The organism is Paenibacillus sp. GQ49 (assembly GCF_059759055.1).
Window position 1 is genome coordinate 696,466 of sequence record NZ_JCAXEL010000001.1, and the last position, 24,682, is coordinate 721,147.

Consider the following 24,682-nt stretch of genomic DNA (forward strand, 5'->3'; position numbering starts at 1 on the left):
CAACCATCTCCCTTCTAGTTAAAATCATTATTCTATAAACAAATAGAAGTAGAGCATTCAAGCCCTACTTCACAATTACATTTGTTATTTCAAAGTACTTATTCAGATCGACACTACTGTTGAACAACTTACCTAATCCTAGTGATCCATTGGAAGTCATAGTTTGAACGAAATCTTCTTTTTTCCTATCTAATACAGATAGATCATCCATTCCGTCATTAATAAAAGTGTCTTCTGATGGTAAAGTTGCTGAAATTGTATTCCATTCTAAAGTTACAGTATCAAGCCTTTTATAGGCTCCATCATGTTTGACGAAGGATTTAAACATTGGCAAAGTTTCTAGTTCCACTAATGGTCTATATCCAGTAGCGGTTGAACTTGTGTTTGTTGCTATACTTCCGTTGTTGTTTGCTATGAAAGCATCTGCGGATGTTCCACCTCTTTGAACTCTTCTGTCAGTAAAAGAAGGGTAAGTAGTAGAAGTCCAACTTCTAGTGGTTCCACTCCAATTCCATACACCATTGCTTCCAGCAATGATTGCTCCATTCAGCGTAGAGCTAACAATATATTTATCCCACTCATTATCCTTATCCGTTGCGTTGATACCGCCTCTGAGTAATCGATAAAGAAAGTTATAATTCTTCTCTCCCAATTCCTTTTGAACGCCAAATACAAGACCACTACTGTTCAATGCATCCCATGAAATTGTGGATTGAATGTTCCTGTCTGCAATTAAAATTTTCTTTCCATTATATGCATCAGCAACAATGAAATAGAAGTCACCATTAGGCACACTTGGAACAGATGTTGCTGATATAAAGTCAGATGTTTGTTTTCCTATATTTTTAAACTCTCCTGCCACACCAGCGGTATTCGAAACATAGTTACATCTAATACGCTTACCAACTTCAAGTTCAGTAATACTTGTCACTTCGTCTGGATGAAATAACCGACCATCTGAGTCTATATCTACGGCATCAAGAGCCATAAAAGTAGTCGTTGATCCACTGGATTTATTCACCATTTCTACTCGATGTCTTGATTTCGGTAATCCCACAATTTCAACCTGAAGTACTTGTGCAAGTTCTGATCCTAGTTGTGAATGAGTTCCATGCAACTTTCCATCAACGTAAATATCAATTAAATCACTTCGATTGGTATAACGTGCTCCAATAATTCTTAGCTTAGTTCCTTCAAAATCAAAGACAATTTTGTCGCCTATCATTGATGTGTAATTAGAGTACCCGTTGTATGCACCTGTACCAGCACCGTTAGTGAAACTTCCAACATATTTAATTGAGGAAATATTGTCATCATATCTCTTCCATCCTGATTCTGGCGCTGTTAATCGAGATCCTACCACTGGTCTTACCAATCCAAGATCCCTATCTTGATCAATATCAATGGAGTCAAACAAAAGTCTTGTCCTAGTTGCCCCTGAAACGGATGTATAGGGTAAGACTTTTATTTCAACGCTATGTTCACGATCTTCCAAATCGTCTTTTTCATAAACGACCACAGTAGATGGAGTTCCGTAAGCAGTCTTAATGTTCCCCTGATTCACTCCATCAAGTATTAGTACAAATCCACTTGTATCATTATTTCCATATGCTTTCAAAATAAGTTTTTTACCAGTAAAGTTAAATTTCATTGTATCGTTTGCTGTGATAGAGAACATACCAACATTATCAGTAAACTGATAGGAGCCTATAGTTGTTTCAAATCTCTCCCAAGTTCCTACATAAGAAATTGCTGAGGAAATTGCATTGGATCTTTTCCATCCTGTTTGGGGCTTTGGTAATTGCTGTCCTACAGTTGCCATCATTACACCTCCTTATATTCAAATACAGGACGATACCCATATATTGTATGGATTGATGCCGCAGGTAATATTAAGGTACCTTGAGGTGTAGTCGATCCTCTTGGCATTCTGTAATTAGAAACACTGAAAGATATATTTAACTCTGGAGTGTCCTGTGTAAATGAATAAACGTTTTTCCAGTGAAAAACATCGTCTAGAGTTTTGCCAGCTTGAATTTTACCCATAGGGAAATTAACAATGTACTTGTCCCATTCGTTGATTTTAGGCCAAGCGCCAAAATTCAAATCTGTTTTTGAAGCAGACTTTTTACCATCCGAATCAGCAAAAGCAATTCCACCTGTAAGACTTCGAAATGTTCCAACAATATTATCCATCAACTCTAATTCAGTTAGAGCAACATAGCCAGCCATACCATTATTCTTGGTTATATTTAAACGGTAGTGAGTAAATTTTTCGGTGTTATTAAAGGTGCATATTTTTTTCTCTAATGTTGTAAAACTTTCGTCAACTCTTGTATCCAACACTGTCCAATTAGAACCATCATTTGAACCTTCAAGCGTCCAATCTTTAGGATTGATTTGTAAAGAGAATTGTCCTGTATCAATTCCAGTCAAACTATACTTAGACACTCTTTTTCCTTCTAAAAATTTATATTGAATCCACCCTGTAGCTGCATTTGCTTGCCAAAATTTATTTCCAGTATATACTTTGTCAAAAGCTTGGTAAGCTTGCCTTGTACTTATTTCTGAACTTGCACTTGCTTCCCCATGAGGAGCAATATTGCTAGTCATCTTTGGAGTTAAAACGAATGGATTCCAATTCGCATAACCTTCTATCAGCCCTCTTGCATTAAGCAAATCCCAACTTACCATATTAAAAACAACTCGGTCAGCCACAAGAATGCCTTTATTAACTTTGACAAGATAAAAAACTCCAGTTTGTTGAGTGGTTGCATCAAATCCAGTCAAAGCTACTTCATTTGAATTGGGATAACCAAGATCATAAAATGCTGTTGATGCGCTTATTGTTCCTAAACGTATAGCACTACATGAAATATAATCGCCAATCTCCATATCTCCTATATTTGTTCTCAATTGCCCCGTCGTTGCTGGAACTGCCATAAAATCACCCCTTACTCACTCTGATTCTATCTACTTTCTTGAATTTCGCTTTTTCAACTTTCTGACTTAGCACCATCCCTGTTGGAGTGTCCGATGCTCGTTCCATGTTCAATTGATATATTTTCTTTAAGCCTAGTGAACCCGATTCACTTTCAATAAAGGGATTACTGTATTTCCCCTTCTGATTAAAATCGTCTATGTAGAAATTCGAATATTCTTTCTCAGCAACAATCTCAATTTTCACTTTCGCATACTTTGCTGGAGATTTAGGAGCAGTCACATCTGCTAGAATTTCCTCATACGCCCCCCACTCAAAGCCATCCTCAGATGTACTCCAATAGATCTTGTATGATGCTCCCCCTACTACATCTACGCTTGCAGCCACACCTTTAAATGAAGCGATCTTATCCTGAATCCGAATGGGAGTGGACTCCCAAGATCCATTAGCTGGATAGATTGAATTCCCGTCCGCATCCTGGCTCAACTCTCTTAATTTCAATTTCTGATCCTGAAATATCGTATCTTTGAAAACACCAACAGACAGATCTATATCCAGTGCAATTTCTTGAATTGCCATACTCTCACCACCTATCTCATCTCAAAATCCAACTCAACGAATGTCCCAGTTTATGATTCCTGCATGATTTGCCTTCAGAGGAGCTACGATTTGATCTATAACAAATCCATTTTTACGAATAACCAATTCCCCTGGCAGGTCCTGGTCTGAGGTAATTTTAATTTGGAGAAAGGCCGTTCCGTTCAACGGCAGGGAACACACACATTGAAAGTTAATCTGCACATCGTTCAAATTCATCATCTTTTTGTAACCGAAGTTAAAACATTCAATCGTATTATTAATAGCCCCCGAATTCCCGGGACCTGAGTGCCCACTCATATTCACATCTGAAGAAACATTCTTGAATTGAATGATGTCACTGTATAGAAAGGTCCTACCCGTTAACGGGTATTCTTGATCGTCACATACGTAAGATACAGAGTACCTATCCGCATTAATATGAAACACACCGTTGGCAACATTGTGATACACGTGAGATCCTTGCCCCATCAATCCAAAAGAGACCAACTTTTCCTTGTTAATTCTATAAAAACTGTTTGATTGTTGTGTCTGCAAATCGAATTCACTTAAATAAGTACCATCATAGTAATTAGCAATCCATATATAAGCTTGAGATACAGGTGAGCGCATAAATTGTGTATTACCTAGAATCACAGGACTTCCCCCTTTTAATAAAAAAGACAGGCTGCAATAGCCTGTCCCATAATTGTTTCTTTTTACACGTAACGATAGGAAATACGTTTCTTGAACTGTTGCTTGCCACTTTTCGCATTCAGCGGCACTACACATTGAATGGATAGAGTTACATAGTTACCAGCCGCATCTTGAGGATTTCCATTGTTACTAACGCCCAGGATTTCTTTCGGTCCCGGTGCAAATGGTGTTGCATAAGCGGTTCCTGTGTGATCTTTGGTTGTCTTGCCTGTTGTTCCGATGGGTTTGGAAAAATCCTTACCAATACGAGAACTTTCTTCTTCGAGATCTGTCTCCCCCAAGGAATCAACCTGAACGTGGAACCAGTTATTCTTCACCACTTCTACATCATGAGCCTCCGTGTCACCAGTACCACCAGTCATATCTCGCGTTGTAATCGTACAATCTTCCATTTTAGATACGTCCGAAGCACCATTCTTATTGTTCCATACATTGAAAATAAAAATATCACTTTTGCTATCCGCATCAATAACCTTGTAGTCAAAAGGGGTAATAATCTCATTACTATGTGTAGCATCCATCCATGAAATAATTGGTTGTGTCATTATATTCCATCTCCTTTTTATGTTCTGATCGTTAATTGAATTGTAAGATGTTGAATGTTTGAACCTGCTTCAATGATGTTGATTCTGAAGATATCTCCAGCCTCTACTTTTTTGGTCTCAAATGTAGCCTCACCGTCATCTTGATGTTGAAATGCTTCAAATTTCAGTGGACTCCCCATTACATCCTGCCAGTGAATGAGATCCTTGGATCGTTCAATTCTTATTTCAGTCGCGGTATCTCCAGAAACTCCACAGTAGCCCTTTACATGTAAAATCTCGCCATTGAATGGAAAGGGGGCTAGAATCCCCAGTACTTCCGGGTACACCCGTGATTCTTTGCAGAAGACCATAACCCGATCCTGTACTTCCAACGGAATCTCATTTAATTTCAGGTGTTCAGCTGTACTCATGAGCCCATCCATATCGGAATTAACCACCTGAAGGTTTTGACCAAATACATCAATCTCTACCCATGTCTTACCATCATAACGATATCTCTTGCCATCCTTATACGTCTGTACCGTCCAGCCTATTTCAGGAGAAGGGTACTGCATACTTAACTCCTCAAAATCAGCAACCGGACTCTGGTACACAAGTCGAGTCGTCTGATAAGCCTCTTTTGCTTTTCCGGCAGCCTGTAAGGCTTCGCCAGCAGCCTCCAGTGCCCGCTTGATAGCGAGTTCAGTTTCGCCAGGATCTCCTGGCTGTCCCGGACCGCTATGTTTCACCGCTTCTCTAATTAAAGACTCTACATGTGCTAAAGTTATCCCATTTGACATAATTCACCTACCTAAGCGTTATGTAGCATATTTTCTTTATAAGACTGTTTCCAAGTTGATACCTCCCCCTTAACTAGGAAACCTGTCCCTGGCTTATCATTAAAGAAATTCTTGAACAACCATGCAAAGCATTGCTGTGTCTGGCTTTAGAGAGGTTTTCTAATGGGACTAATGCCAGCTTTTTTGCACTCCTTGCAGTATTTCATTCGGTTCGATTTTGCCAGCATCCGTTTTCCGCATACGGTACAATTTTTAATATTTTCTCCTTTCCAGCGAGAGTACTCCAACACAAAGTCATCGAAGCGAACTAACTGGAAGGCAACCTCACCATGCTCCGCAGCGAACAAAACCTGTACATTAGTTGAATCGACGCGTTGACTTTCTTTGAGATACCCTAACTGAATAAGTTTGTGCACCAATAACCCCTGATCTTTTTTGCTTACGGCCATTTGACTATCACCGTAGATTTCTTTCCATTCATGATTAATCCAGTACGTATCATTTTCATTGATTCGATTATTAATCTTGCTGTAGACCAGTAAAACAAATGCCAATTTCTCGAGTCGTTTACTTTTAAGCTGTTTGATCTTTTGAAGTTCTTCGTGCGTTACAGGTACATGATCAATCTCGATTAGCGCGCTCTTGCATGCCTCCTCCCTTATCTTGATATACTTCTGAGACTGCTTAATGATACGATTGAGAAATGTGTCCCACTGGACAGCATTGTAATCTGGATAGTATCTGGTCATAAACTGATTTAACAACGCATACACATCTTCGGCGTTCTTTCCTTGTTCAAGCCCGTATTTAGCTAAACATATCAACGTTTTGGTTGGCTTCTTATCCATTTTCCCATGTGCAATTGCTTGCTCGGCATGATGACGTTCATTCAGAATGATTTTCAAGGGCGCTGCTCCTTCACATACATTTGGGTCATTTTAAAGGTTCTTCCGGCATACTCAATATCGCCGTCCGGCTCTCTAACCGGATAATGGATGATGTGATCATTGCTGAGCAATAGATTGCGAATAATCTGATCTCCTGACACATCCCATACAAATTGCTTTGATTTCTCGGCATTTCGATAACACATGTCCACAATCATATTGCACAGATCTTCTTCGTTATTACAGATCTCCAGCGCCTGCTCCTTAAAGCGTGAAACAAACAACTGCCATCGGGCAGATCTTTCTTCCTTTTTCACCTTACTCTTGCGCAAGTTAGTCATATAGCTACGTAGCTCTTCGTTATGCATCTGATATAAACGTTGAATCTCTTTGTAACGAGCTTGTGAGTATTTTTTGGTACTCATCAATATCGTATGATCAAATGGACTCTCGGACTGTTTTAGCTTTAACTTGTTGAACTCATCTTCCACTTGATGGCATAACCGGTTCATCACAGATGGTGCCGTGGATACAGGCATTCTCTGTTCATACTGTGCCAGGAACTGTTCCTGATCCGGAGATAGCTCCTTATTCGAATACAACTCATCCACAGTCATGCCAAATAACTGCAAGCACTTCTGACTCGTTTTTTCTACATAGGTGGTATATTCTTTTTTCTGTTCCGGGTCATTGTATATGAAAAAATAAGGTTTCTTGTGTGCTACCATTTTCAAGGTAGACTCGTCCGTTACCGCAGCGCGAATATCATACCAGTGCTTCGGCATTTTTTTACATTCAATACCTTTAGCCTGATCAATGGCATTTTGTTGATAATGCTGACCACATTGAATTCGGTACATCATTTCCTGATATTCTGCACTATGCTCCTCATAATTGGCTAATACATCAAACATCGACGTGATTTTGTTCGTTGTAAAACCGATCAGATCACCAAAGCTGTCTTTGTTAGCCTGAATCAGATCCTTCTCATCCGGAATTTTTTGGGCTGAGGTTTTCTGTACACATACAATCGCATCAAGCTCCTGAATTGCCCCAAGAATTGTGTCGTTGTCTGTAGTTAAGACCTGATCACTATCCATATCTGCACCATTTAAGGAATGCGTCGTCGTATCCCATGAATTTAAGATCGTGACCGTGTTCATATAGCGATACCAATGCTGCATCTCATCTGTATTTTGAAAACGAAGCATCTTGATATTGTTATGACAAGTCATCGGAGCTCTGAAGCAAGCTACACGGTCCACATGGCGTTCATGCCAATAGCTGGAGTAGAACTCACCTGAACTCAGCAATCCTGTTAAAGGCAAGCCAAATATGCTCTGACACAATGTATAGGGATCGCCAGATATAATGCTGAAATTGCCTTTCACTCTTAGAACTCCGATCTTGGCTTCATTCATTCGCTTACGTATTAAGGTATGAATTTTGTTGCGCACAAAAGGATCATCTATAAGTCGCGGGTCTACCATCAGCCCTTTGATATAATCATCTGGACTATTTCTATAATCGTTCTCATGGATGTGAATTCCTTTGAGAAATAACAGTGCCTTGCGATAGTCTTCACCTAGCACATCTTTAATCGAGTCTACTGTGGGACGAATAAGTTCACCAATCTCGTTATCATCCAATTGGAGTGACTGAATAAACTGGTAATTTAAATGACGCTCATCCTCCAGTTCTTCGGGTGTAACCTTCGTTACGCTGAACGTGTAGCCATAATAACCGCAACATAACAGGTAATCGTCGATACTGTTGTATGAGCTCCATAGTTTGAGCATGGACGTTGTGATGATCAGGTCTACCTCTCGAATATCCACAGGATTACCCCAGGCATCGTCCACCATATCATTGCCTGCAACTCGATCTGCAAATTCGTGATAATCAAATGTAAAGACCATCCCTTTACAGAAGCTATTACGAATACAAAATCCACTCGGGATATATGCATGTCCCAGCTCGGTTGCCCATCGTTCACTAAGTGCAGGAGAGATAAGACCGAACCCATCACTCATATTCATCTGAATAGGCTCATTTTTCCTACTCTCTATGCGAGGGTATTCTGTCTCGGTATCATCAATCTGTATTATGTCTGCACCAAATTCAGTTATACAATCATGAACAACCAATACCCGTTCGGGATGTGACACAGGCGTGCTTGTACTGCAAGCCAAGGCCTTATATGCCTCCAGTTTGGCAGGAACCAGTTCTTTATTGGGATCTCTGCCGTTATTCAATCTTTTCTCCAACAGCGAATGAATATCCTCACTCACATAGATGACCGTCGAACTTTTGGCTCCACCTGTCGTAGCCAATAACCGCTTGTATTTCTTGCCGTTGATGGAGAAAGCTTTCGATGAATTCAGCCGATCATAGTCTTTATTATTTTCAATGACCACCAGCAAGTAATCATCGGCAAATTTCAGGTTTTTCAGTTCTTCATGCAATTTCTTCATTGTTCTTTTATGTTCAGCATTGGTTTTCAAGGCTTTTAATCGCTCTATTTCCAGCTTGATTTTAGCCAGATCTTCCTCTCTCTTCTTATAGCCTCGAATATGATCGATAAAACGAAACACCTGATGGTTTCCAATAGATGCCACTTCTCCATTAACTGTCGCTTCTTGATAAGTAAGATGCAGATCATAATCCGCTTTTCTAATTCTGGAAGATGTAATTTTATAAACGTATCTCAATCGATCCTGATATGCATTGCCCATTCCCGATTCCCCCTGTTGCTTCCTGTCCTGATTAAATAAATTATAGAGTAGACCCGCACGACTGGCGCAGGCAAACAGGACGATCAGGGGATGAAAAAAGAAGAATATTTGTTCTATTCTGGGGAGAAATTAAGGGGCACTCCGGGACTAGATACATCTCGAATCGGCATATTTCTGCGTCTCTAGCACTATGATAATTTCCTTTTTAATGATATAGTGAATTGAAGCGTTTTTTTGAGCTGACATAATTTTTAACGGGGCTGGGATGAATGAAAGAAACCTTATCCAATCAAGAGGACATCGGCTTTTTATTTAATGTCGATATACTTATTAAGAGCCGCTCAAATGCATTGGCACTGCAGTCCCTGTTGGAGTTCATAAACAATGAAGAACAAATTGCGGACTTTCGGATTCAATCCGGCATAGAGCTAGGCAAAATTATTGAAGCGACACTCCAGTCCAAGAAGGACTCTTTCGTCACACTTCACAACGAACGCAAAAAAGCCAACGCAGCACAGAAGGCGTCCACTGCAGCTCAGACACCTGCCTCACCTGCTCCAGTCAAAACACAGAATCAACAAGAAAAACCGGTTAGCGAGAAAAAGCCTGCCACCCAAACATCCAATGTATCCGATGGAAACTCGTTTGACGCGTGGATTGACACGCTTATTAAAGAGAATAAACTCACCCGTATTGTTGTCAATAACAAGAACGGTAAACATCAGAGCATTCCTTGCCGTATTCTGAATTTTGATCGTGATACCAGTATTGTGAGCATCTACCATGTCGATGAAAAACAGGTGTATACGTTCCGAACCAATGAAATCGATGAGTTTCTGTAACTAACTTCATCGGATTAAAACAAAAAGCAACTTGCGTTAGAATGACGGGACATTCTAACGCAAGTTGCTTTTTAGTTCTATGGTTCATGTAGGATTGAACCCTCCGAGATTTGTTTGGACCGATCAGGAGCGATCCTTACCTCGCTGCCATACATCTAATGCCAATAACAACCATCCGGCAATGAAGGCTACCCCACCAATCGGTGTGATGGCACCCAGAATCTTGATGCCAGAAATACTAAGCACATACAAGCTGCCCGAGAACACGATAATTCCGATAAACAACAGACGCGCTGCCCACTTCAGTTTTGTCGATGCTCCAAGTTGACCAGCCGTCAAGCCAATAATGAGCAAGGCCAATGCATGAATCATGTGATATTGTACACCTGTCTCATATGTAGCTATGGCCGCCGGCCCAATCGTATCCTTGAGCATGTGAGCACCAAACGCACCAATCGCCACCGATAACATGGTCATTACAGCTCCAAGCATCATCCATCTTCGTTGCATATAAGTTCTCTCCCTTAATTTACTACAATTCACTCCTATTATTGTATCGAATCCCCTCCTCCTTTACCAGTCGTGACGGAGCTTCAAAGATCATATGTCTGTTTATACTTAACAATCCTATCCCTGCCTTATAAATTGTAGGAAACAAGCGTAAATCCTTGATTTTTATCGATATTTATGGAAAAGTAAATAGGTATGTAATCGTGTATTCTAAGAAAGAATCATTACTCATCGATTAGGTTAATAACACTCAGTACGATGATTAAGGGAGGCAAGTCAACATTATGGATAATCGCGATTCCTATAATTCAGGTTATAACAACACGGATCAGAATCCTGGCCATGCAGATCCATACAATAACAATGGGTATGAAGCATACCCGCCAGATCATGAGAGGCAACCAATGGTACCACTGAAACATTCCGGACCTGGGATCGCCAGCTTTGTCATTGGATTGGTTGCAATCTTGGGTTATATTCTGATATTCTTTATTGCCACCATGGCTGTAAACGAATCCATCGGAGTTCTCACCCCGTTGCAGACAGAAGAGATCGCCTTGCATCCAGCAGTGGTTCTGGCTTCATTAGCCATTCTGGTCTGCCTGATTCTCAATCTGGCTGGAGGCATCGTCGGAATTATTGGTCTTGTCCTCAAGAATCGAAAGAAAGTTTTTGCCATGATCGGAACCATATTAAATGGGATCATGATTCTGTTATTCGTTGGACTTATTTTGGTAGGCATGACGCTGATGTAACGCTTTGCATCAGCGTCATGTTTCCTTATAATTAAAATGAATGGGTTTACACATAAGTATAATCTATATTTTTTGCCAAAATCATTGTTTTCAAAGGAGATTGACATGTCACGAATCAAAATTTTTGCGGACAGCACAAGTGATCTGGCTCCAGAATGGATCCAGCAGCACGATATCGGTATCATCCCCTTATATGTCGTGTTCGGTGAAGAGTCACTGAAAGACGGTGCTGAGATTAAGCCTGAACAGCTATATGAACGTGTTAGCCAAGATGGGCGTCTTCCCAAAACAGCTGCACCTTCCCCCGCTGACTTCATAACGGCATTTCAACCTTACATAGATCAAGGGGATGAAATTTTATATATCAGCTTATCTTCTGAACTTTCCTCTACCTATCAAAATGCACGACTAGCGAGTTCCGAGTTCCCGGAAGGTCGAATATCGGTCATTGACTCACAGAATCTCTCATCAGGAATTGCACTGATGGTGATGAAAGCTGTACATGCTGCTGATAAAGGGCAAAACCTGACTCAGATTACACACCTGATTGAGGCGATGAAATCAAATGTACGCACGGAGTTTGTTATCGATACACTAGAGTATCTGCATAAAGGCGGACGCTGTTCGGGCATGCAGAACCTGATTGGAAGCCTGTTGAAGATTCGTCCTGTCATCCGGGTAACAGATGGCAAGATGGCACCTGCCTATAAAGTGCGCGGCAAACGGGAGAAGGCTCTGGAACAAATGTTGAATAATACGCTCAGCCAGAAGGATCAGATTGATCCAGACCTGCTGATTGTTGTGCACACCATGGCTGAAGAGGATGCGCTTGACTTGCAGAAGTCTTTGCAGGAACAGACGGGTGCCCGAGTTGAACTAACCACTGCTGGTTGTGTAGTATGCAGTCATTGCGGCCCGAAAACGATTGGAATCATCTATAATACTGTTTTATAGTATTACACGTTACATCGTATCGTATTACCCAATCCTTTCTTCTAGATCTGTATGTGGCACATTAATACTTGGACTGGCATACCGTTATAAACTAAAAAGGGCATTCCGAGCTTAATCGCTCAGGATGCCCTTTAATAATTTTCCTAAACTTTTGAATGACCTACACTTGGTCCATTGCTCATTATGATAATGGATCAATAATTTTTGGTCCGCAGATCATCCAGACTTTTGAATGCGTATCCTTGCTTGCGGGCCTCATCAATAATGGAACCAAGAGCCTCCGTGTTATCTTTGGATACCGAATGAAGCAAAATGACAGCGCCCGGATGGAGTTGTTTCAACACCTGTTGATGAGCATATTGTGCGCCACGCTGCACATTGGTATCCCAATCTTTATAAGCAACAGACCAGAACACATTCACATAACCCTGAGCATGACTCTCTGCAAGCGTACGATTGTTAAAAATTCCACGCGGTGGCCGTAAAAAGGTCGCTTGTTGACCGGTCAGCCGATTGACCTCCGTCTTGACCTTCTCAAGTTCCTCTCTAAGCTTTTCATTGGAGATGCGGGTCATATCCGGATGACTCCATGAATGATTACCGACAATATGACCTTCAGCCGCCATACGTTTGACCAACTCAGGCTGATCTTTCAGATAATGACCTGTCACAAAGAAAGCCGCTGGCACCTTCTTGGTACGCAAAACATCCAGTATGGCAGGTGTGAATCCATTCTCATACCCGTTATCAAACGTGAGATACAATTCCTTCTGTTTTGTATCCCCCAGGAAAATGGCATCGTTATGTTGTAAGATTGATTTAAAGCCTTCCTGATCAATGGAGGGCAGTTGACCGTTTTGACTTTTTTTGAAGCCAAAGTGATACGCTCCGGTAACCGGTGATGCTTCAGTCTGTGCCGGTACCATACTGATGGATAACAGTCCCAACAGTATATATAGAACCATTCGCTTCATTCTATCCGCTCCTGTTCCTGAAAAATTCGGTTAGTCGTTTGCACACACGAACACCTTCAGGTAATATGCCACAGGAACGGCTAATGTATGTAAATCATTAACGATCGAAACGTTTATTTTCAGGTTGTGGCGGAGATTGATGGAACAATTCAAGTAAGGTCTGAGGTTTGCCACTGGAAGCAAGCCATTCCCTCACGGTCTGTATGGCACGGGTCTGTCCATCTCCCCGATCACGCCATGTAAGCAACTCGATAACTTTGATAATCAAGGCCGACATATTGTGATTATCCAGTTCGGACCGCTCTGCCCTCAGCTTGTGATACAAAGCCTCCTGCTCCCAATCCAGTAGAATCTCATCACCGATGGTTGGCTTCAAAAGTGTATACGCTCTGTCACAACCTTTACAACGAACCGTGCTGACCTGTTCATCTATAAATTCCGCTCGGATATCCTGCTCGCAATCCGGGCATTTGAACCCAACTTGTATGTTTTGTATGTTTTTGTTCATGACATTGTTCCTCCTGCGATGTGAGCATTTTGCATCATTCGATTCAAAATACTCCTTGGATATATGCATAATGCTTATGTATGTACTACATCTATACCCGATATTTTGTCGATTCACGCTTATTTTGAAGAAATCTGTAAGGTGCTATAATCTTGTAAATATGTTAAAATATTATACATATCATGGTAGGGAAAAGGCGGGATACTCATGTCGAAGGAAGAGCGCAACATAACTTGGCAAACATCCAGCATCAACAGGCAAGACCGGGAGAAGCATAATGGGCACCATAGTCGTGCCATATGGTTTACCGGGTTATCAGGTGCAGGAAAGTCATCCCTTGCATTTGCCCTGGAGCAGTATCTCTACGATCAAGGCGTACGCTGTTATGTTCTGGACGGGGATAATGTACGTCATGGACTGAACCGTGATCTCGGTTTTACAGCAGGGGATCGTCAAGAAAATCTGCGGCGAATTGGTGAAGTATCGAAGTTAATGGTAGATGCCGGGTTGTTTGTCCTTTCGGCTTTTATCTCCCCTCATGAACAGGATCGGGAGATGGTTAGACAGTTATTTGAACCAGATGATTTCATTGAAATTTATGTGCGCTGTTCAATTCAAGAATGTGAGCGGCGTGATCCCAAGGGGCTGTATAAAAAAGCTCGCAACGGTGACATCCCGCATTTCACAGGCATTTCCGCCCCCTATGATGTACCCAAATCTCCTTCATTTATCATCGATACAGAGCAGTCATCCATTGAGGAAGCCGTGCAAGAGATCGTACAACATTTGGAGCAGATCGGTGCTCTCCAACTACCGCGCCCTTCCAATACAGAACTGGTCCATTAATTCTTGCTCATTATACTAACCTACTTACATGAAAGGCGCGCCCATAGTGGCGCGCCTCTTTACTTTATGTCATAACCTACTTTACTGCCCCACAACACCCGCTTGCATATTAAGAAGCTTGCTGAACGTCCCTACCGGATCAGTAGATAACTGCTGGTACCCGCCTTCTTGAATCACCCGACCTTCATCAAGCACAATGACACGATCTGCCGTCCGAATCGTGGACAATCGGTGTGCAATCACGATAATGGTCACATGTCCTTTTAGCCGTTCCAGCGCCTCATGAATGTACTGTTCATTCTCACTGTCGAGCGCACTTGTTGCTTCATCAAGTACCAAGACCGAAGGATTACGCAGCATGGCCCGAGCAAGCACCAATCGCTGACGTTCGCCCCCGGATAGCCGAATACCCCGATCACCAATAAGCGTATCCAGACCCTGAGGCAGCTTCCTCACAAAAGCCGCAGAAGAGGAAAATTGCAAAGCCTGCCACATCTGCTCTTCACTTGCATTTGGATCAACCAGACGCAGATTCTCACGAATACTTGTATGAAATAGGAATGGGTCTTGGGAGACATATCCGATGGAACTCCGCCAGCTCAATAATCGTTCTTCTGACAGAGGCACACCGTCAATCAAAATACGACCAGTTTCAGGCCTCACAAGGCCCATAATCAGATCTATCAGCGTGCTTTTGCCTGCTCCGGATTTCCCCACAATTGCGGTCATACCCCTTGCTGGAATCGAAGCTTGCACATTTCTCAATGAGTAAGCATCACTTCCCTCATAGCGATAGCAGACATCCTCACAGGTGATAGATTCCATCAGTTCCATAGGTTGAATTCCATCAGTTCCAACGTCTCCTGCCGAAGCAATCTCTTCACTAATCTCACGACTCTTCGCCGTCTGCGCTTGCAGTTCTCTGACCACTCGAAACGCAGGCAGCATCGAGCTGATGTACTCCAGATTGGACTGAATTGCCGTAAACCTTGGCCATAAGCGGGAAAAGATAAGAATGATGAGCAGCAAACTTGCGGGAGGTACCGTCATTACACGGAGAGACAGGTAGATGAATGCCGCAATAATGATTGCCGCGGACATCCGGTGAATCAGCTGTGTTCCACTGTTCAATTGACTAAATTGAATGACGTTGCGTTCTATCTGTCTGCACATGCGCTCAAACCAGTTCATGTGTGAGCGCTCAAGCATGTTGCTCTTAATATCCTTAATGCCGTTAAAATGCTCGGTAATGCCGTTATAATAACTTTGCGAGAATTCAGAGGTCTGGTCTCCGATCTGCTTGGCCCGCTTGACGAATTTTCTCAAGACAAAAAATAATAACAATCCACAGACCAGCACAAGTGCCGTCAGCTTGGCGGATAACCAGAAAGCAAGACCAATCTGTATCCCCGTAAAGATCAGCGAGGCTGCCATTTGCAGCATAATGCTCGTTCCCTGGCTCACACGTGCAAGTTCAGTCGTTAATATATGGTTAAAATCGGATTTTCGTTTTTGGAGAAAAAATGACCATTGCGCCATAATAATAGCACCATAGGTTTCCATGCGCAGCGTTCGTACAAATTGCTGTTGGATTCGAGTATTACGGATCGTCTGGAGACGCTGCATCCAGGCCTGTCCGGAGACAATCAACACAAAGGTGAACAATACGAGTAACAATTGGCTATTTTCAGAAAAACGATTCAGCACTTCGCCAATCCAGGGAATGTTTAAGCCTGTGGAGCCCATCTCAAATATGCCAATCAGACTCAGCATCGGAACAAGCATGTAGATGCCAATCCCTTCCATGAGACTGATACAGATCATCCCTAGCAGATTCCAATATAAGATGGGCCCCGTGACATGATGCAACTTTCGCATGAAATACCTTAATTCCGAGATCATACTTTACCCCTTTCCGTCACCGTATACCTTTTAATTCGCCGCCAGAACCAGAGAAACGGACGTAACGGAAAGTACAGAAAAAACAAAGAACGCGGAAGCGGCAATTGATCCACATCCCATGTACTTGGATATAAACGTTCGATAAAGAAAAACCATTTCTGTTTGGTACTTCGAAGTTTAAACAGATACGATTGATAAGACTTCATATCAGCCGGACTTTCCAGCATGTCGTTCATGAACTTTGCGCCTTCGTTGGCTAAGCGCTTGCCTGTACGGACACTCAAGGACATTAAGGACCTGTACTCTACATCCAGCGGCGTGTTCAGCAGCTCCGAGGCCAGATAAAGAGCCTGTGAACCGATCGATAAACGTCCCTCCGCTTTCAAACGTCTTTCCACTTTCTTCACATCAAGTAGCATGCAGCGGATCATCTGGTCGATATCCAGTAACCAGCGCAGTCTGAACCAGCCGTGTCGTGCACCATGGGTTACGAGATAAGCCCACAGGTCTTCTTGTTCGAGCATACGCACAGGTGTCTGTGTATATGAACTGAACCGGCTGCGTTTCCACAGCAATTCAAAATCGGTTTCTTTGCCCGAATCCGGATTCAGACGCCAATGGATCTCCACTTGAGTCCTTTTGACCGGATGGGTATAACAGATATGATGTTCCCGCCATTTCCAGCTGCGCACCGTAGGTGCCCGCTCCCCTTCCTTGGATACGTATCCGAGAGTAGCCAGAATGCTTTCAGCCGCTTCCACATCATCGAACGGAATCAGGATATCCAGGTCTTTGGAGGTTCGCATGGATACATCACCATAGAGATCATGAGCCAGCGCTGGTCCCTTGAGTGTAATATTGCGGATGCCGCGTTCACGAAAAGCGCCACACACCTGCTCCATTTCAGCTGTCAGATGTAACATGCGGAACGTATTCATCGTATATTGTTGTCTCAGACTCTCCATAACATCTGCAGGAATAATTGCAGAGTTCAATTCTTTCATTTTCAAATAAAGGACAGAGTATAAGCGGTGATGATAGACAAGCCGCAGAAAGAGCTGCCAATCCGTTCCTTGCAAACCCGCCTTGAGTTCTTCAGGGGATAGAGCCGTCAGATCACCTCTAATCATGCTCAAAATCAGCTTAAGCTCCTTCGGAAACCCTGATGAATAGAGTTCACTTTCATGTATCATAGACAATCTCCCCAGATCCCTTCTCCGGACACCGTTTGCCAAACACACCGACAACCGTATATTGGTCCATAGTATCAGCTCCGGTCACGATCAATTTACCACTTCGCAGCCAGGCATGAGCCATCATATGTCCTTGTTTATTCCGCGCTGTCCCCATATATAACGTACTCTCTATCTTGCGTCGCTCAAGCATCTTCATACCGGCAATCGCCATTACAAGGCAGCGGCTTTCCCATAACGTATATTTGCTGGCGAGCGAAATCGCTTTGGAAATATTCCGTATAGTGATGACCTCGCTGCGATCAAGTCCTGTCATCGGTGTTTCAACCATGGGTGTACCCAGCCCTGGCGCGATTTTGGCAAATGGCATAGCCTTCTGTATGCGTGCCCAGCCAAGGAGCATATAGGCCTCCCATACCAGTCGACGCATCGACCGCGGGAGCGCGAGATAAGCCTTTATTTTTCGCAACATCATTCTACACTCCGCGAGTAACGTCGATTAAACCTTCACGGGACAGATGTTCCAGGAATTGCACCACCTGCTCACGACATACATCTGGCTCAATCTCGTACTCCGCAGCAAGTACCTCAACAACTTCACCCAGCGTGCGTTCTTCTGCGATCAGATCCCAGATTCGTCCACCGGTACTCCCGAGATTATAGTATTTTCCAGAGCTGATGCTCATCATAACTTTCTCACTGCCCATATCACTGACCAGATTGCCTTCCTTCCGGGTTACCCGGTCTTCCACATTCATCGGCGTAGTCGCTGTCATTGTCCTGTATGCACTCCTTTACGTATATGATCTGTGATCCGATCCACCATCTCAAATGCTGTAAACTCAGCACCCGTTCTGACCCACCTGCCAATCTCCACACCTGCTGAAAGTCTTGAAGCCGTCTCGAACAGCCACTGTGCCAGCCCCTGTCTTGCAACGAGTCCACCACGGAACGTATGCGAGCATAACAGATGCAGTCGTTCTAGCCCCGTCACTTCAACCAGTTGAACAGAAGTATGGTTTTCCTCCGGTTGTGGAGCAAGTTCGAATATGCCACCTAGTGGTACGGCCATCTCATGAAAATAGTGCTGAACAGGTATCGCATACTTCGTAATCTCCGCATGAACCGTTGCGTAATCCTGCTCCTTCATACCGAAACCATCCAGACTGGGTTGCCATAACTTCTGTTGCGGGTAACCGGGTGATACGATAGCTCTTCCTCCGGCATCCCAGGTCAGTGCAACAACATCATCGGTGAGAAGCGGATATCCGCGTGATGCCAGTGCAGCCGACAGTGTCGATTTACCTGCTCCCGAATGTCCGACAAATGCGTAAGCCCAGCCATCAATAACCACTGCACTGCCATGCAATGGTAGAATGCCACGCTGCATCATAATGACCGCCATACATGTGCCCAGGATGAATAATCTGACCTTTTTCTCATCTGCACCCGGTATGGGAGATACAACAATGCGCTTTCCTTGTTCCATTAGAAACAGACCTGTATCTTCGATTTTGAAAAAAAGACTGCCCTCTCGTGCCACAAAGTTGTCGTTGCCTACATTCCAATCCTCCCACAATGGGGTCAGATCTGAAGACTCGATGTGCACATCCACGACATCAAAATCAGTCTCCGCATCCTTGGGTGCAACTTGTAGTTCAGGCATTCGAATTAGGCTCGACCAGCGCAGACCATACGCCACATAATGCACAGGCAACAATGAACGACGCCTCCCTCGTAATAAAATGTAAAAAAAGCCCTTATATTCATGTTGCTCAATATAAGGGAGGAGGCGAAAAGCTGGATTGGTTCCAATTCCGCCCTTTAAGTATGATGACACGTTTTGGAACTAAACAACTTAAGAAGTTGGATCGTACAGATCCGCATCGTGAACCGTGATCCAGTCAATTTGTCTGTAGCCAGTACCGGCCATAGTTTGATTGACTTCCAACACTTCAAGAGCTGGTGCTTGCCATTCCTTTTTTTCCATTTGCATCGTATTCACCTCCTTTCATGTGCGCTCATTCAGAATTTTCGAATGAACCGATAGACGATTAGACTATGCATCATCAATCGCAGATCTGGATGCGAAGCAAGTTCAGGTCGTGGACTGGGAAAATTGGCCAGGGCAGACTTGATACGCTCCGTGTTTAATATGCCAGCAACCTTGCTATCAGAACACAAGGCACGCAACTCGGCCGTAAAGGCATCCCAATTCGGAATGATGCGATGCAGCCAATCCGCCGGTTGTACACCCCGTACCCGTTGATTCAGTCTGACCTTGTCAGGCAACTCCGGTGAGGTAGCCCGGCGAATCAATGAACGATCCGTCCCTTGTTTCACATATTGTTCAATCGGCACGGACAGACAGAACCGGATGACTCTGGCATCACTTGTCGGATCACGTTCCCAAGCGCGGTAACGCAGAGAACATTTTGTAGCTACAGCACCGTTTTTGTTCGCAATGGCCAGGTTATTGAATTTCTCGGCACGTACTTTGAGTGCATCAGCCTGCGCACCGCCCTGCAGAACAATAATGGATTTGAGTCTTTCCAGTACACCTGTTCTTTGAGCAAAATCAGGATGGATCAACTGTACAGAAGCGGCCTGGTTTGCTCTTTTGGACTGAGCCTTGAACCATTCCGGATATGCCTTTTTCCCGGTGATCTTGGCTATACGGGAGAAGGGCATACCGGTCCGTTCACTATACTGCTGCATCTCACGGAACCAGCGATACCAGCGGCCGCTTTTCAGTAGACTGGCGTAATAATCCAGAGCCGGACCCCAGGAGATGGTGAAGTTACCCCGTGCTCCTGTGAGCAGGATGCCCGCATCTTGCTGGCTCGCTTTTTCATAGAATCCGCGAATCCAGAATGAATTTTCAAAGTATTTGTAGGGCATTTCCATAATATCGAGCCAGGTGTCTACTTCACTGAGCGGACTTCTGCCTTCAAAATCCAGATAGTTCTCTGTGATATTCCCGACGTGATTAATAGTCGAACGTATAAATGGTCTCTCGTCAGCAAGCAACGTTTTCGACGTGTAATCCGTGAAATCCGGCACGGGAACATAGCTATAAGCATGCAGCCGTTTACCCTGACTTCTCAGTGTTCCGGAAGCAAAACCAACCACGGCTCCCGAGTCCAGTCCGCCACTTAAAGCAGCAGCTACCTGCCTGTGAGTTCGTAATCGCGACCCAACCGCCTGCCCAAAGACCTCCCGAAACGCTTCTACATACTCACCATCGGATTTCAGCCTTAGAGGTTCGACTTCATTCCAGCGATGATACTGCTTCAGCTCCAGTCTCCCATCCCGGAAAACAAGTGTATGTGCAGAAGGCAGCTGGCTTATTCCCCGATATACGGTTGAATTGATATCTGCTGAATCATGCATGTCAGGAATGGCAAGGAATTCGGACAACCAGGTCTCATCCAGTTCTTTATGTACCCCTTCAAGCCCAAGCAACGGATTCATGAGTGTGCAGAAAGCAAAACGTGAGCCATCATGTCGGTAATAAAAAGCTCTCATGCCTGTAATGTCTCTCGCTGCATACAGTTTTCGATTCCGCTCATCCCATATCGCGAATACAAAATCCCCCAGCAATCGGACAGCTACATCTTCTCCCCAGCGCTGATACGCACGCAAGATCAATTCACTATCCGATAACATCGCCAGTTCAGCTCTGGATATCTGTAATTGATCTGCCAGTTGTTCCCGGTTATCCAGAATGGCATCTGCCGTGATGGTCAGACCACTTTCCTCTTCATATAAAGGCAACTTCTCGCTAACCGATTCCGGTGTAATCCATTGGGCATGACAGCTGAGGAACGCCTCATTGCCTTTCCACACCCCTGTTGTATCCGAAGGGACATGCCCCAGGCTTGCGTACAGACGCCAGCTGTCTTCCCATAGCGCCTGCTGACCATCGTTGTGTACAATTCCTGCTATGGCGCTCATGACTTGCCTCCCCGTAAAATCTTGCGCTGTGAAGCCCAGGCGCTGATCTGGTGACCAAATGGTACCCATGATTTGATACGCTGTATTTTGCTTTGAGCAGAAGCCAGCTGGACTTTCAATCGTTCTCGTTCACTGTATCCCCGTTCCAGACGATGATCTGCCGCCCGTAGTGCGGCCTGCAGCTGCCTGATCGTTGCCAGTGCAGCCAGTGTGGGATCTATCTTTTCCGGTTCTTCGAGAACTGAACCATTCAGATTTTCATGGGAATCATGGACGAGAGAATCAGCTGGCTGCATCCGATAGTGCTGCTGCCAGTCGCAACCAGTCGCTGTCGTCAACTGATGTGTAATTCGCTCGATGACCTCTTGATCCGGACTTGCTTCATAACGAACACCCGTCCATTGTTCGGCTTCTGCCAGCTGTTCACTGTATCCCATCCGGTGGAACAGATCTGCCCCCATCACACGGCAATACAGTTCAACTTCATGCGGTTCTAATATGTTTTTCCAGTTGTTAACAGAACCCTGATGTGCCTCTTGATGCGAAGAGAGGAATGGATCACCCACGCCCATACTGTAGAACATGTCAGACTTGGCACTGTCCAGAAACTGTCCATACTGCTCCATACCCTGTTCATATCGAATTCCCAAGAATGAGCACAGTTTCTCAAGTTCTTCTTGAGGATTGGAAACCAATCGTTCATATTGCAATTCATGCGCATTGGAATGTGGTTCAGCAAAATAATCATTCAAGCGGAGCATACCCAGTGTGAGATCTACAGATTTCATATTTAATTTGGAGCTCTGCAAACTATGAGTCAGGTCGAATCCTTCACCTGTATGGCGGTTTACCTTTTTGAATGATGCTGCTATGGCCAGAGGATTACGCTGGAGATGAATGCGCTTGGACTGTGGGAACAGACGATCCAGCCATTCAAGCATGTAATAATAACGCGGAGATTTATCAACGATGAAGTCTGCTCCGCTCCCTTCCAGGAATCCATTGTAGATCTCAAGAGCAAAACTTCTGCACGCCTTTTCGAAGACATCCTCGGATACCATGGCATTGTAGAACTGACGCATGATGGAGCTGCCACCATAAGCACGTGAATCGGTTTTTGGCAGATCGACAAGACTCATCAGAAACCACATTTCCTGGGTGGCGAATATACGACTGTGATTTTGCAGCATTACGGTGGATAAGGAACTACCACTGCGGGGAACACATAGTAAGAAAACAAGTCCGTTACCTTGAGCATCGATCAATGGCAGCCTCTCCTCTGTTCATTAGTATAAATGTGTAGCTGGGATAGACCAGACTCTACCTTTGTGTTTGGCAAAACGAGTAATATGCACGCTATAGGTCAGCATTTTGCAATATTCCGTCGGAAGTTCACCCGGGAATGAAGCAAAACACATGATTACATTCGACAACTCTCAGATACAATATGTATTTATAGTTTTACTCTATGATACAAAATGTATCATGTCAATCTTTTATTTTCACCTTTTCATAAATTGATACTCTTTCACTGTATTCTGCTGTCTGTCATTTAAGCACTTATTCATGGATCAATTATGTTCTGATTGCACAAACGCGAATAAGCTCCAGACATGTTCTGTGAGGAACAATGCCTGAAGCCATACGTAATCCGTTGAGAAACTTAATATGAAAACGGGTGAACAACCATCAGGTAAATCTTACATCTGAACTTTTCCCAGTAGCTCCGACACTCCTATTTCTCTCTTCTTCCTGATCTGCCAGTGAAGCATCCTGCATCCCCTTCTGTACCTTCACGGTTAACAATACAGCAATGCCAGCGACGAAAAAGAAGATGAGCGACAGAATGCCCCAACGCGTGGAACCCGTGATCTGTCCGACATAACCGAATACAAATGGACCAAAGATCGAAGAGAATTTGCCTGTAATATTCACAAAACCAAAATATTCGCCTGTTCTGCCAGCTGGCATCAGATTGCTAAACAAGGAACGAGCTGTGGATTGACTCACACCCTGCACGACACCAACCAGCCCGGCGAGCACGTAGAAGTGGATCGCTTGTGTCATGAAATAACCGAGAATCACAATACATATGTAGACCGATAAGCTAACGATTAATACCTGCTTTGCTCCCCAACGCTGTGCCCATGCTCCCAGTAACAATGTACACGGGAACCCGATGAACTGGGTTAACAGTAGCGCGAGCATCAGGTCGGTTGTGCCGATACCTATACTTGTCCCATAGATTGTAGCCATCAGAATGATGGTATTAATGCCGTCATTAAAAAACCAGAAAGCCAACAACATGCGAATTAACTGGGGAAAACGCCGCATCTGACGAAAGGTGTGCCGCAGTCTGCGTACGCCCACCGCAGCATACCCTGTCCACGTTCCGGGCAGATCCGGTGATGCAGGCCGTCTCGGAGCATGGCGAAAGATCGGTATCGAGAACAGCAACCACCACAACGAGACGGAGATAAAAGCAAGTCTTGTGCCTGCCAGTGTACTACTCATCCCGAACCAGCCCGGTTGCTGAATCATCAGCAGGTTCACTGCAAGCAACAAGCCTCCTCCAATATAACCATAGGCATAACCTTTGGAGGATATCATGTCCCTTCGTTCCACGGGTACCAGATCCGGCAGCATTGCATCGTAAAAGGTGTTACCACCCGCAAAACCGATTGTAGATATGACCAGCAAAGCGGAAGCAAGTAACCAGTCCCCTTCACCGATTGCGCTGAATCCCAATGTAGCAAGGACGCCTATGATTGCAAATACACGCAGGAAGTCGCCTTTCCGTCCTGACAAATCAGCCAATGTGCCAAGCAGCGGTGTTAGCAGAGCTACACACAACATGCCAATGGAATGTGTGTAGGCCAGGTAGGAGGCGGCTGTATCCGTATCCAGCGTTGCTGCAGCAACCGAAGCATAGAATACGGGCAGGACCGCTGCCAACACCGTTGTCGCGTAAGCCGAATTGGCCCAATCATACATAATCCAAGCCTTGATCGCCTTTTTATTCACATAAATCCTTCCTTTACATGCAACTATTATAATGATT

24 protein-coding genes are annotated in these 24,682 nt (G+C 44.0%); 4 read left to right on the forward strand and 20 right to left on the reverse strand.

Annotated elements, in window-relative coordinates:
• Nucleotides 1-64: 64 nt before the first annotated feature.
• The 8 genes from AC6CIF_RS03215 to AC6CIF_RS03250 all read right to left on the reverse strand — a co-directional run bounded on the left by AC6CIF_RS03215 (nt 65) and on the right by AC6CIF_RS03250 (nt 9,180).
• The gene (locus AC6CIF_RS03215) at nt 65-1,825 is read right to left on the reverse strand and encodes a hypothetical protein (protein WP_498197852.1); all 1,761 of its coding nucleotides are present in this window, start codon (nt 1,823-1,825) and stop codon (nt 65-67) included.
• Nucleotides 1,825-2,943 carry a discoidin domain-containing protein gene (locus AC6CIF_RS03220; protein WP_498197854.1) on the reverse strand — a complete coding sequence of 373 codons (1,119 nt, stop codon included), beginning with the start codon at nt 2,941-2,943 and terminating at the stop codon, nt 1,825-1,827. Before AC6CIF_RS03220 ends, AC6CIF_RS03215 begins: the two co-directional genes overlap by 1 nt.
• Nucleotides 2,944-2,947: 4 nt before the next feature.
• Nucleotides 2,948-3,520, reverse strand: coding sequence for a hypothetical protein (locus tag AC6CIF_RS03225; protein ID WP_498197856.1), 573 nt, complete (start codon nt 3,518-3,520; stop codon nt 2,948-2,950).
• Between the two features lie 33 nt (nt 3,521-3,553).
• Entirely contained in the window at nt 3,554-4,174 is a 621-nt protein-coding gene (locus AC6CIF_RS03230) for a hypothetical protein (protein ID WP_498197857.1), read from the reverse strand.
• Nucleotides 4,175-4,236: 62 nt separating this feature from the next.
• On the reverse strand, nt 4,237-4,779 hold the full coding sequence (locus tag AC6CIF_RS03235) for a hypothetical protein (protein ID WP_036609956.1): 543 nt from the start codon (nt 4,777-4,779) through the stop codon (nt 4,237-4,239).
• A gap of 17 nt (nt 4,780-4,796) precedes the next feature.
• The gene (locus tag AC6CIF_RS03240) at nt 4,797-5,558 is read right to left on the reverse strand and encodes a hypothetical protein (protein WP_498197858.1); all 762 of its coding nucleotides are present in this window, start codon (nt 5,556-5,558) and stop codon (nt 4,797-4,799) included.
• A 146-nt stretch (nt 5,559-5,704) separates the two neighbouring features.
• A complete protein-coding gene (locus AC6CIF_RS03245; protein WP_498197859.1) occupies nt 5,705-6,463 on the reverse strand; it encodes a hypothetical protein in 759 nt (252 codons plus the stop codon).
• Nucleotides 6,460-9,180: a hypothetical protein gene (locus AC6CIF_RS03250; RefSeq protein ID WP_498197860.1), complete on the reverse strand. Its 2,721-nt coding sequence runs from the start codon at nt 9,178-9,180 to the stop codon at nt 6,460-6,462. The genes AC6CIF_RS03245 and AC6CIF_RS03250 overlap by 4 nt, the downstream gene beginning before the upstream one ends.
• A 269-nt stretch (nt 9,181-9,449) precedes the next feature.
• On the opposite strand from AC6CIF_RS03250, the gene AC6CIF_RS03255 reads away from it, so the two are divergent.
• On the forward strand, nt 9,450-10,022 hold the full coding sequence (locus AC6CIF_RS03255; RefSeq protein ID WP_091014625.1) for a hypothetical protein: 573 nt from the start codon (nt 9,450-9,452) through the stop codon (nt 10,020-10,022).
• 123 nt (nt 10,023-10,145) lie between these two features.
• On the opposite strand, the gene AC6CIF_RS03260 is transcribed toward AC6CIF_RS03255, so the two are convergent.
• On the reverse strand, nt 10,146-10,532 hold the full coding sequence (locus AC6CIF_RS03260; RefSeq protein WP_017689551.1) for a DUF423 domain-containing protein: 387 nt from the start codon (nt 10,530-10,532) through the stop codon (nt 10,146-10,148).
• 284 nt (nt 10,533-10,816) lie between these two features.
• Here AC6CIF_RS03260 and AC6CIF_RS03265 point away from each other — a divergent pair, with 284 nt between their 5' ends.
• Nucleotides 10,817-11,287, forward strand: coding sequence for a hypothetical protein (locus AC6CIF_RS03265; RefSeq protein WP_498197862.1), 471 nt, complete (start codon nt 10,817-10,819; stop codon nt 11,285-11,287).
• A gap of 105 nt (nt 11,288-11,392) precedes the next feature.
• Nucleotides 11,393-12,241 carry a DegV family protein gene (locus AC6CIF_RS03270; RefSeq protein WP_036609970.1) on the forward strand — a complete coding sequence of 283 codons (849 nt, stop codon included), beginning with the start codon at nt 11,393-11,395 and terminating at the stop codon, nt 12,239-12,241.
• 194 nt (nt 12,242-12,435) lie between these two features.
• Here AC6CIF_RS03270 and pdaA read toward each other — a convergent pair whose 3' ends face one another.
• Both pdaA and AC6CIF_RS03280 read right to left on the reverse strand, forming a co-directional pair.
• On the reverse strand, nt 12,436-13,215 hold the full coding sequence (gene pdaA / locus AC6CIF_RS03275; protein ID WP_498197864.1) for a delta-lactam-biosynthetic de-N-acetylase: 780 nt from the start codon (nt 13,213-13,215) through the stop codon (nt 12,436-12,438).
• 97 nt (nt 13,216-13,312) lie between these two features.
• Complete coding sequence (locus AC6CIF_RS03280) at nt 13,313-13,723, reverse strand: hypothetical protein (RefSeq protein ID WP_076209139.1); 411 nt, start codon at nt 13,721-13,723, stop codon at nt 13,313-13,315.
• 207 nt (nt 13,724-13,930) lie between these two features.
• On the opposite strand from AC6CIF_RS03280, the gene cysC reads away from it, so the two are divergent.
• Nucleotides 13,931-14,569: an adenylyl-sulfate kinase gene (cysC, locus tag AC6CIF_RS03285; protein ID WP_498197866.1), complete on the forward strand. Its 639-nt coding sequence runs from the start codon at nt 13,931-13,933 to the stop codon at nt 14,567-14,569.
• A gap of 81 nt (nt 14,570-14,650) precedes the next feature.
• Here cysC and AC6CIF_RS03290 read toward each other — a convergent pair whose 3' ends face one another.
• From AC6CIF_RS03290 to AC6CIF_RS03330, 9 genes are all read right to left on the reverse strand, one after another.
• Entirely contained in the window at nt 14,651-16,468 is a 1,818-nt protein-coding gene (locus tag AC6CIF_RS03290) for an ABC transporter ATP-binding protein (RefSeq protein ID WP_498198199.1), read from the reverse strand.
• Nucleotides 16,468-17,601: a nucleotidyltransferase domain-containing protein gene (locus tag AC6CIF_RS03295; protein WP_498198201.1), complete on the reverse strand. Its 1,134-nt coding sequence runs from the start codon at nt 17,599-17,601 to the stop codon at nt 16,468-16,470. Before AC6CIF_RS03295 ends, AC6CIF_RS03290 begins: the two co-directional genes overlap by 1 nt.
• Nucleotides 17,602-17,653: 52 nt before the next feature.
• Nucleotides 17,654-18,136, reverse strand: a complete 483-nt coding sequence (locus AC6CIF_RS03300) for a lasso peptide biosynthesis B2 protein (RefSeq protein WP_076209512.1) — start codon at nt 18,134-18,136, stop codon at nt 17,654-17,656.
• 4 nt (nt 18,137-18,140) lie between these two features.
• Nucleotides 18,141-18,440, reverse strand: coding sequence for a lasso peptide biosynthesis PqqD family chaperone (locus AC6CIF_RS03305; protein ID WP_017689560.1), 300 nt, complete (start codon nt 18,438-18,440; stop codon nt 18,141-18,143).
• Nucleotides 18,437-19,384, reverse strand: a complete 948-nt coding sequence (locus AC6CIF_RS03310; RefSeq protein WP_498197868.1) for an aldolase — start codon at nt 19,382-19,384, stop codon at nt 18,437-18,439. The genes AC6CIF_RS03305 and AC6CIF_RS03310 overlap by 4 nt, the downstream gene beginning before the upstream one ends.
• A 138-nt stretch (nt 19,385-19,522) precedes the next feature.
• Nucleotides 19,523-19,660, reverse strand: a complete 138-nt coding sequence (locus tag AC6CIF_RS03315) for a paeninodin family lasso peptide (RefSeq protein ID WP_174806426.1) — start codon at nt 19,658-19,660, stop codon at nt 19,523-19,525.
• 29 nt (nt 19,661-19,689) lie between these two features.
• The gene (locus AC6CIF_RS03320) at nt 19,690-21,621 is read right to left on the reverse strand and encodes an asparagine synthase-related protein (protein ID WP_076209145.1); all 1,932 of its coding nucleotides are present in this window, start codon (nt 21,619-21,621) and stop codon (nt 19,690-19,692) included.
• Complete coding sequence (locus tag AC6CIF_RS03325) at nt 21,618-22,886, reverse strand: sulfotransferase family protein (RefSeq protein ID WP_076209146.1); 1,269 nt, start codon at nt 22,884-22,886, stop codon at nt 21,618-21,620. Before AC6CIF_RS03325 ends, AC6CIF_RS03320 begins: the two co-directional genes overlap by 4 nt.
• Before the next feature lie 424 nt (nt 22,887-23,310).
• Nucleotides 23,311-24,645: an MFS transporter gene (locus AC6CIF_RS03330; RefSeq protein ID WP_498197871.1), complete on the reverse strand. Its 1,335-nt coding sequence runs from the start codon at nt 24,643-24,645 to the stop codon at nt 23,311-23,313.
• Nucleotides 24,646-24,682: the final 37 nt, after the last annotated feature.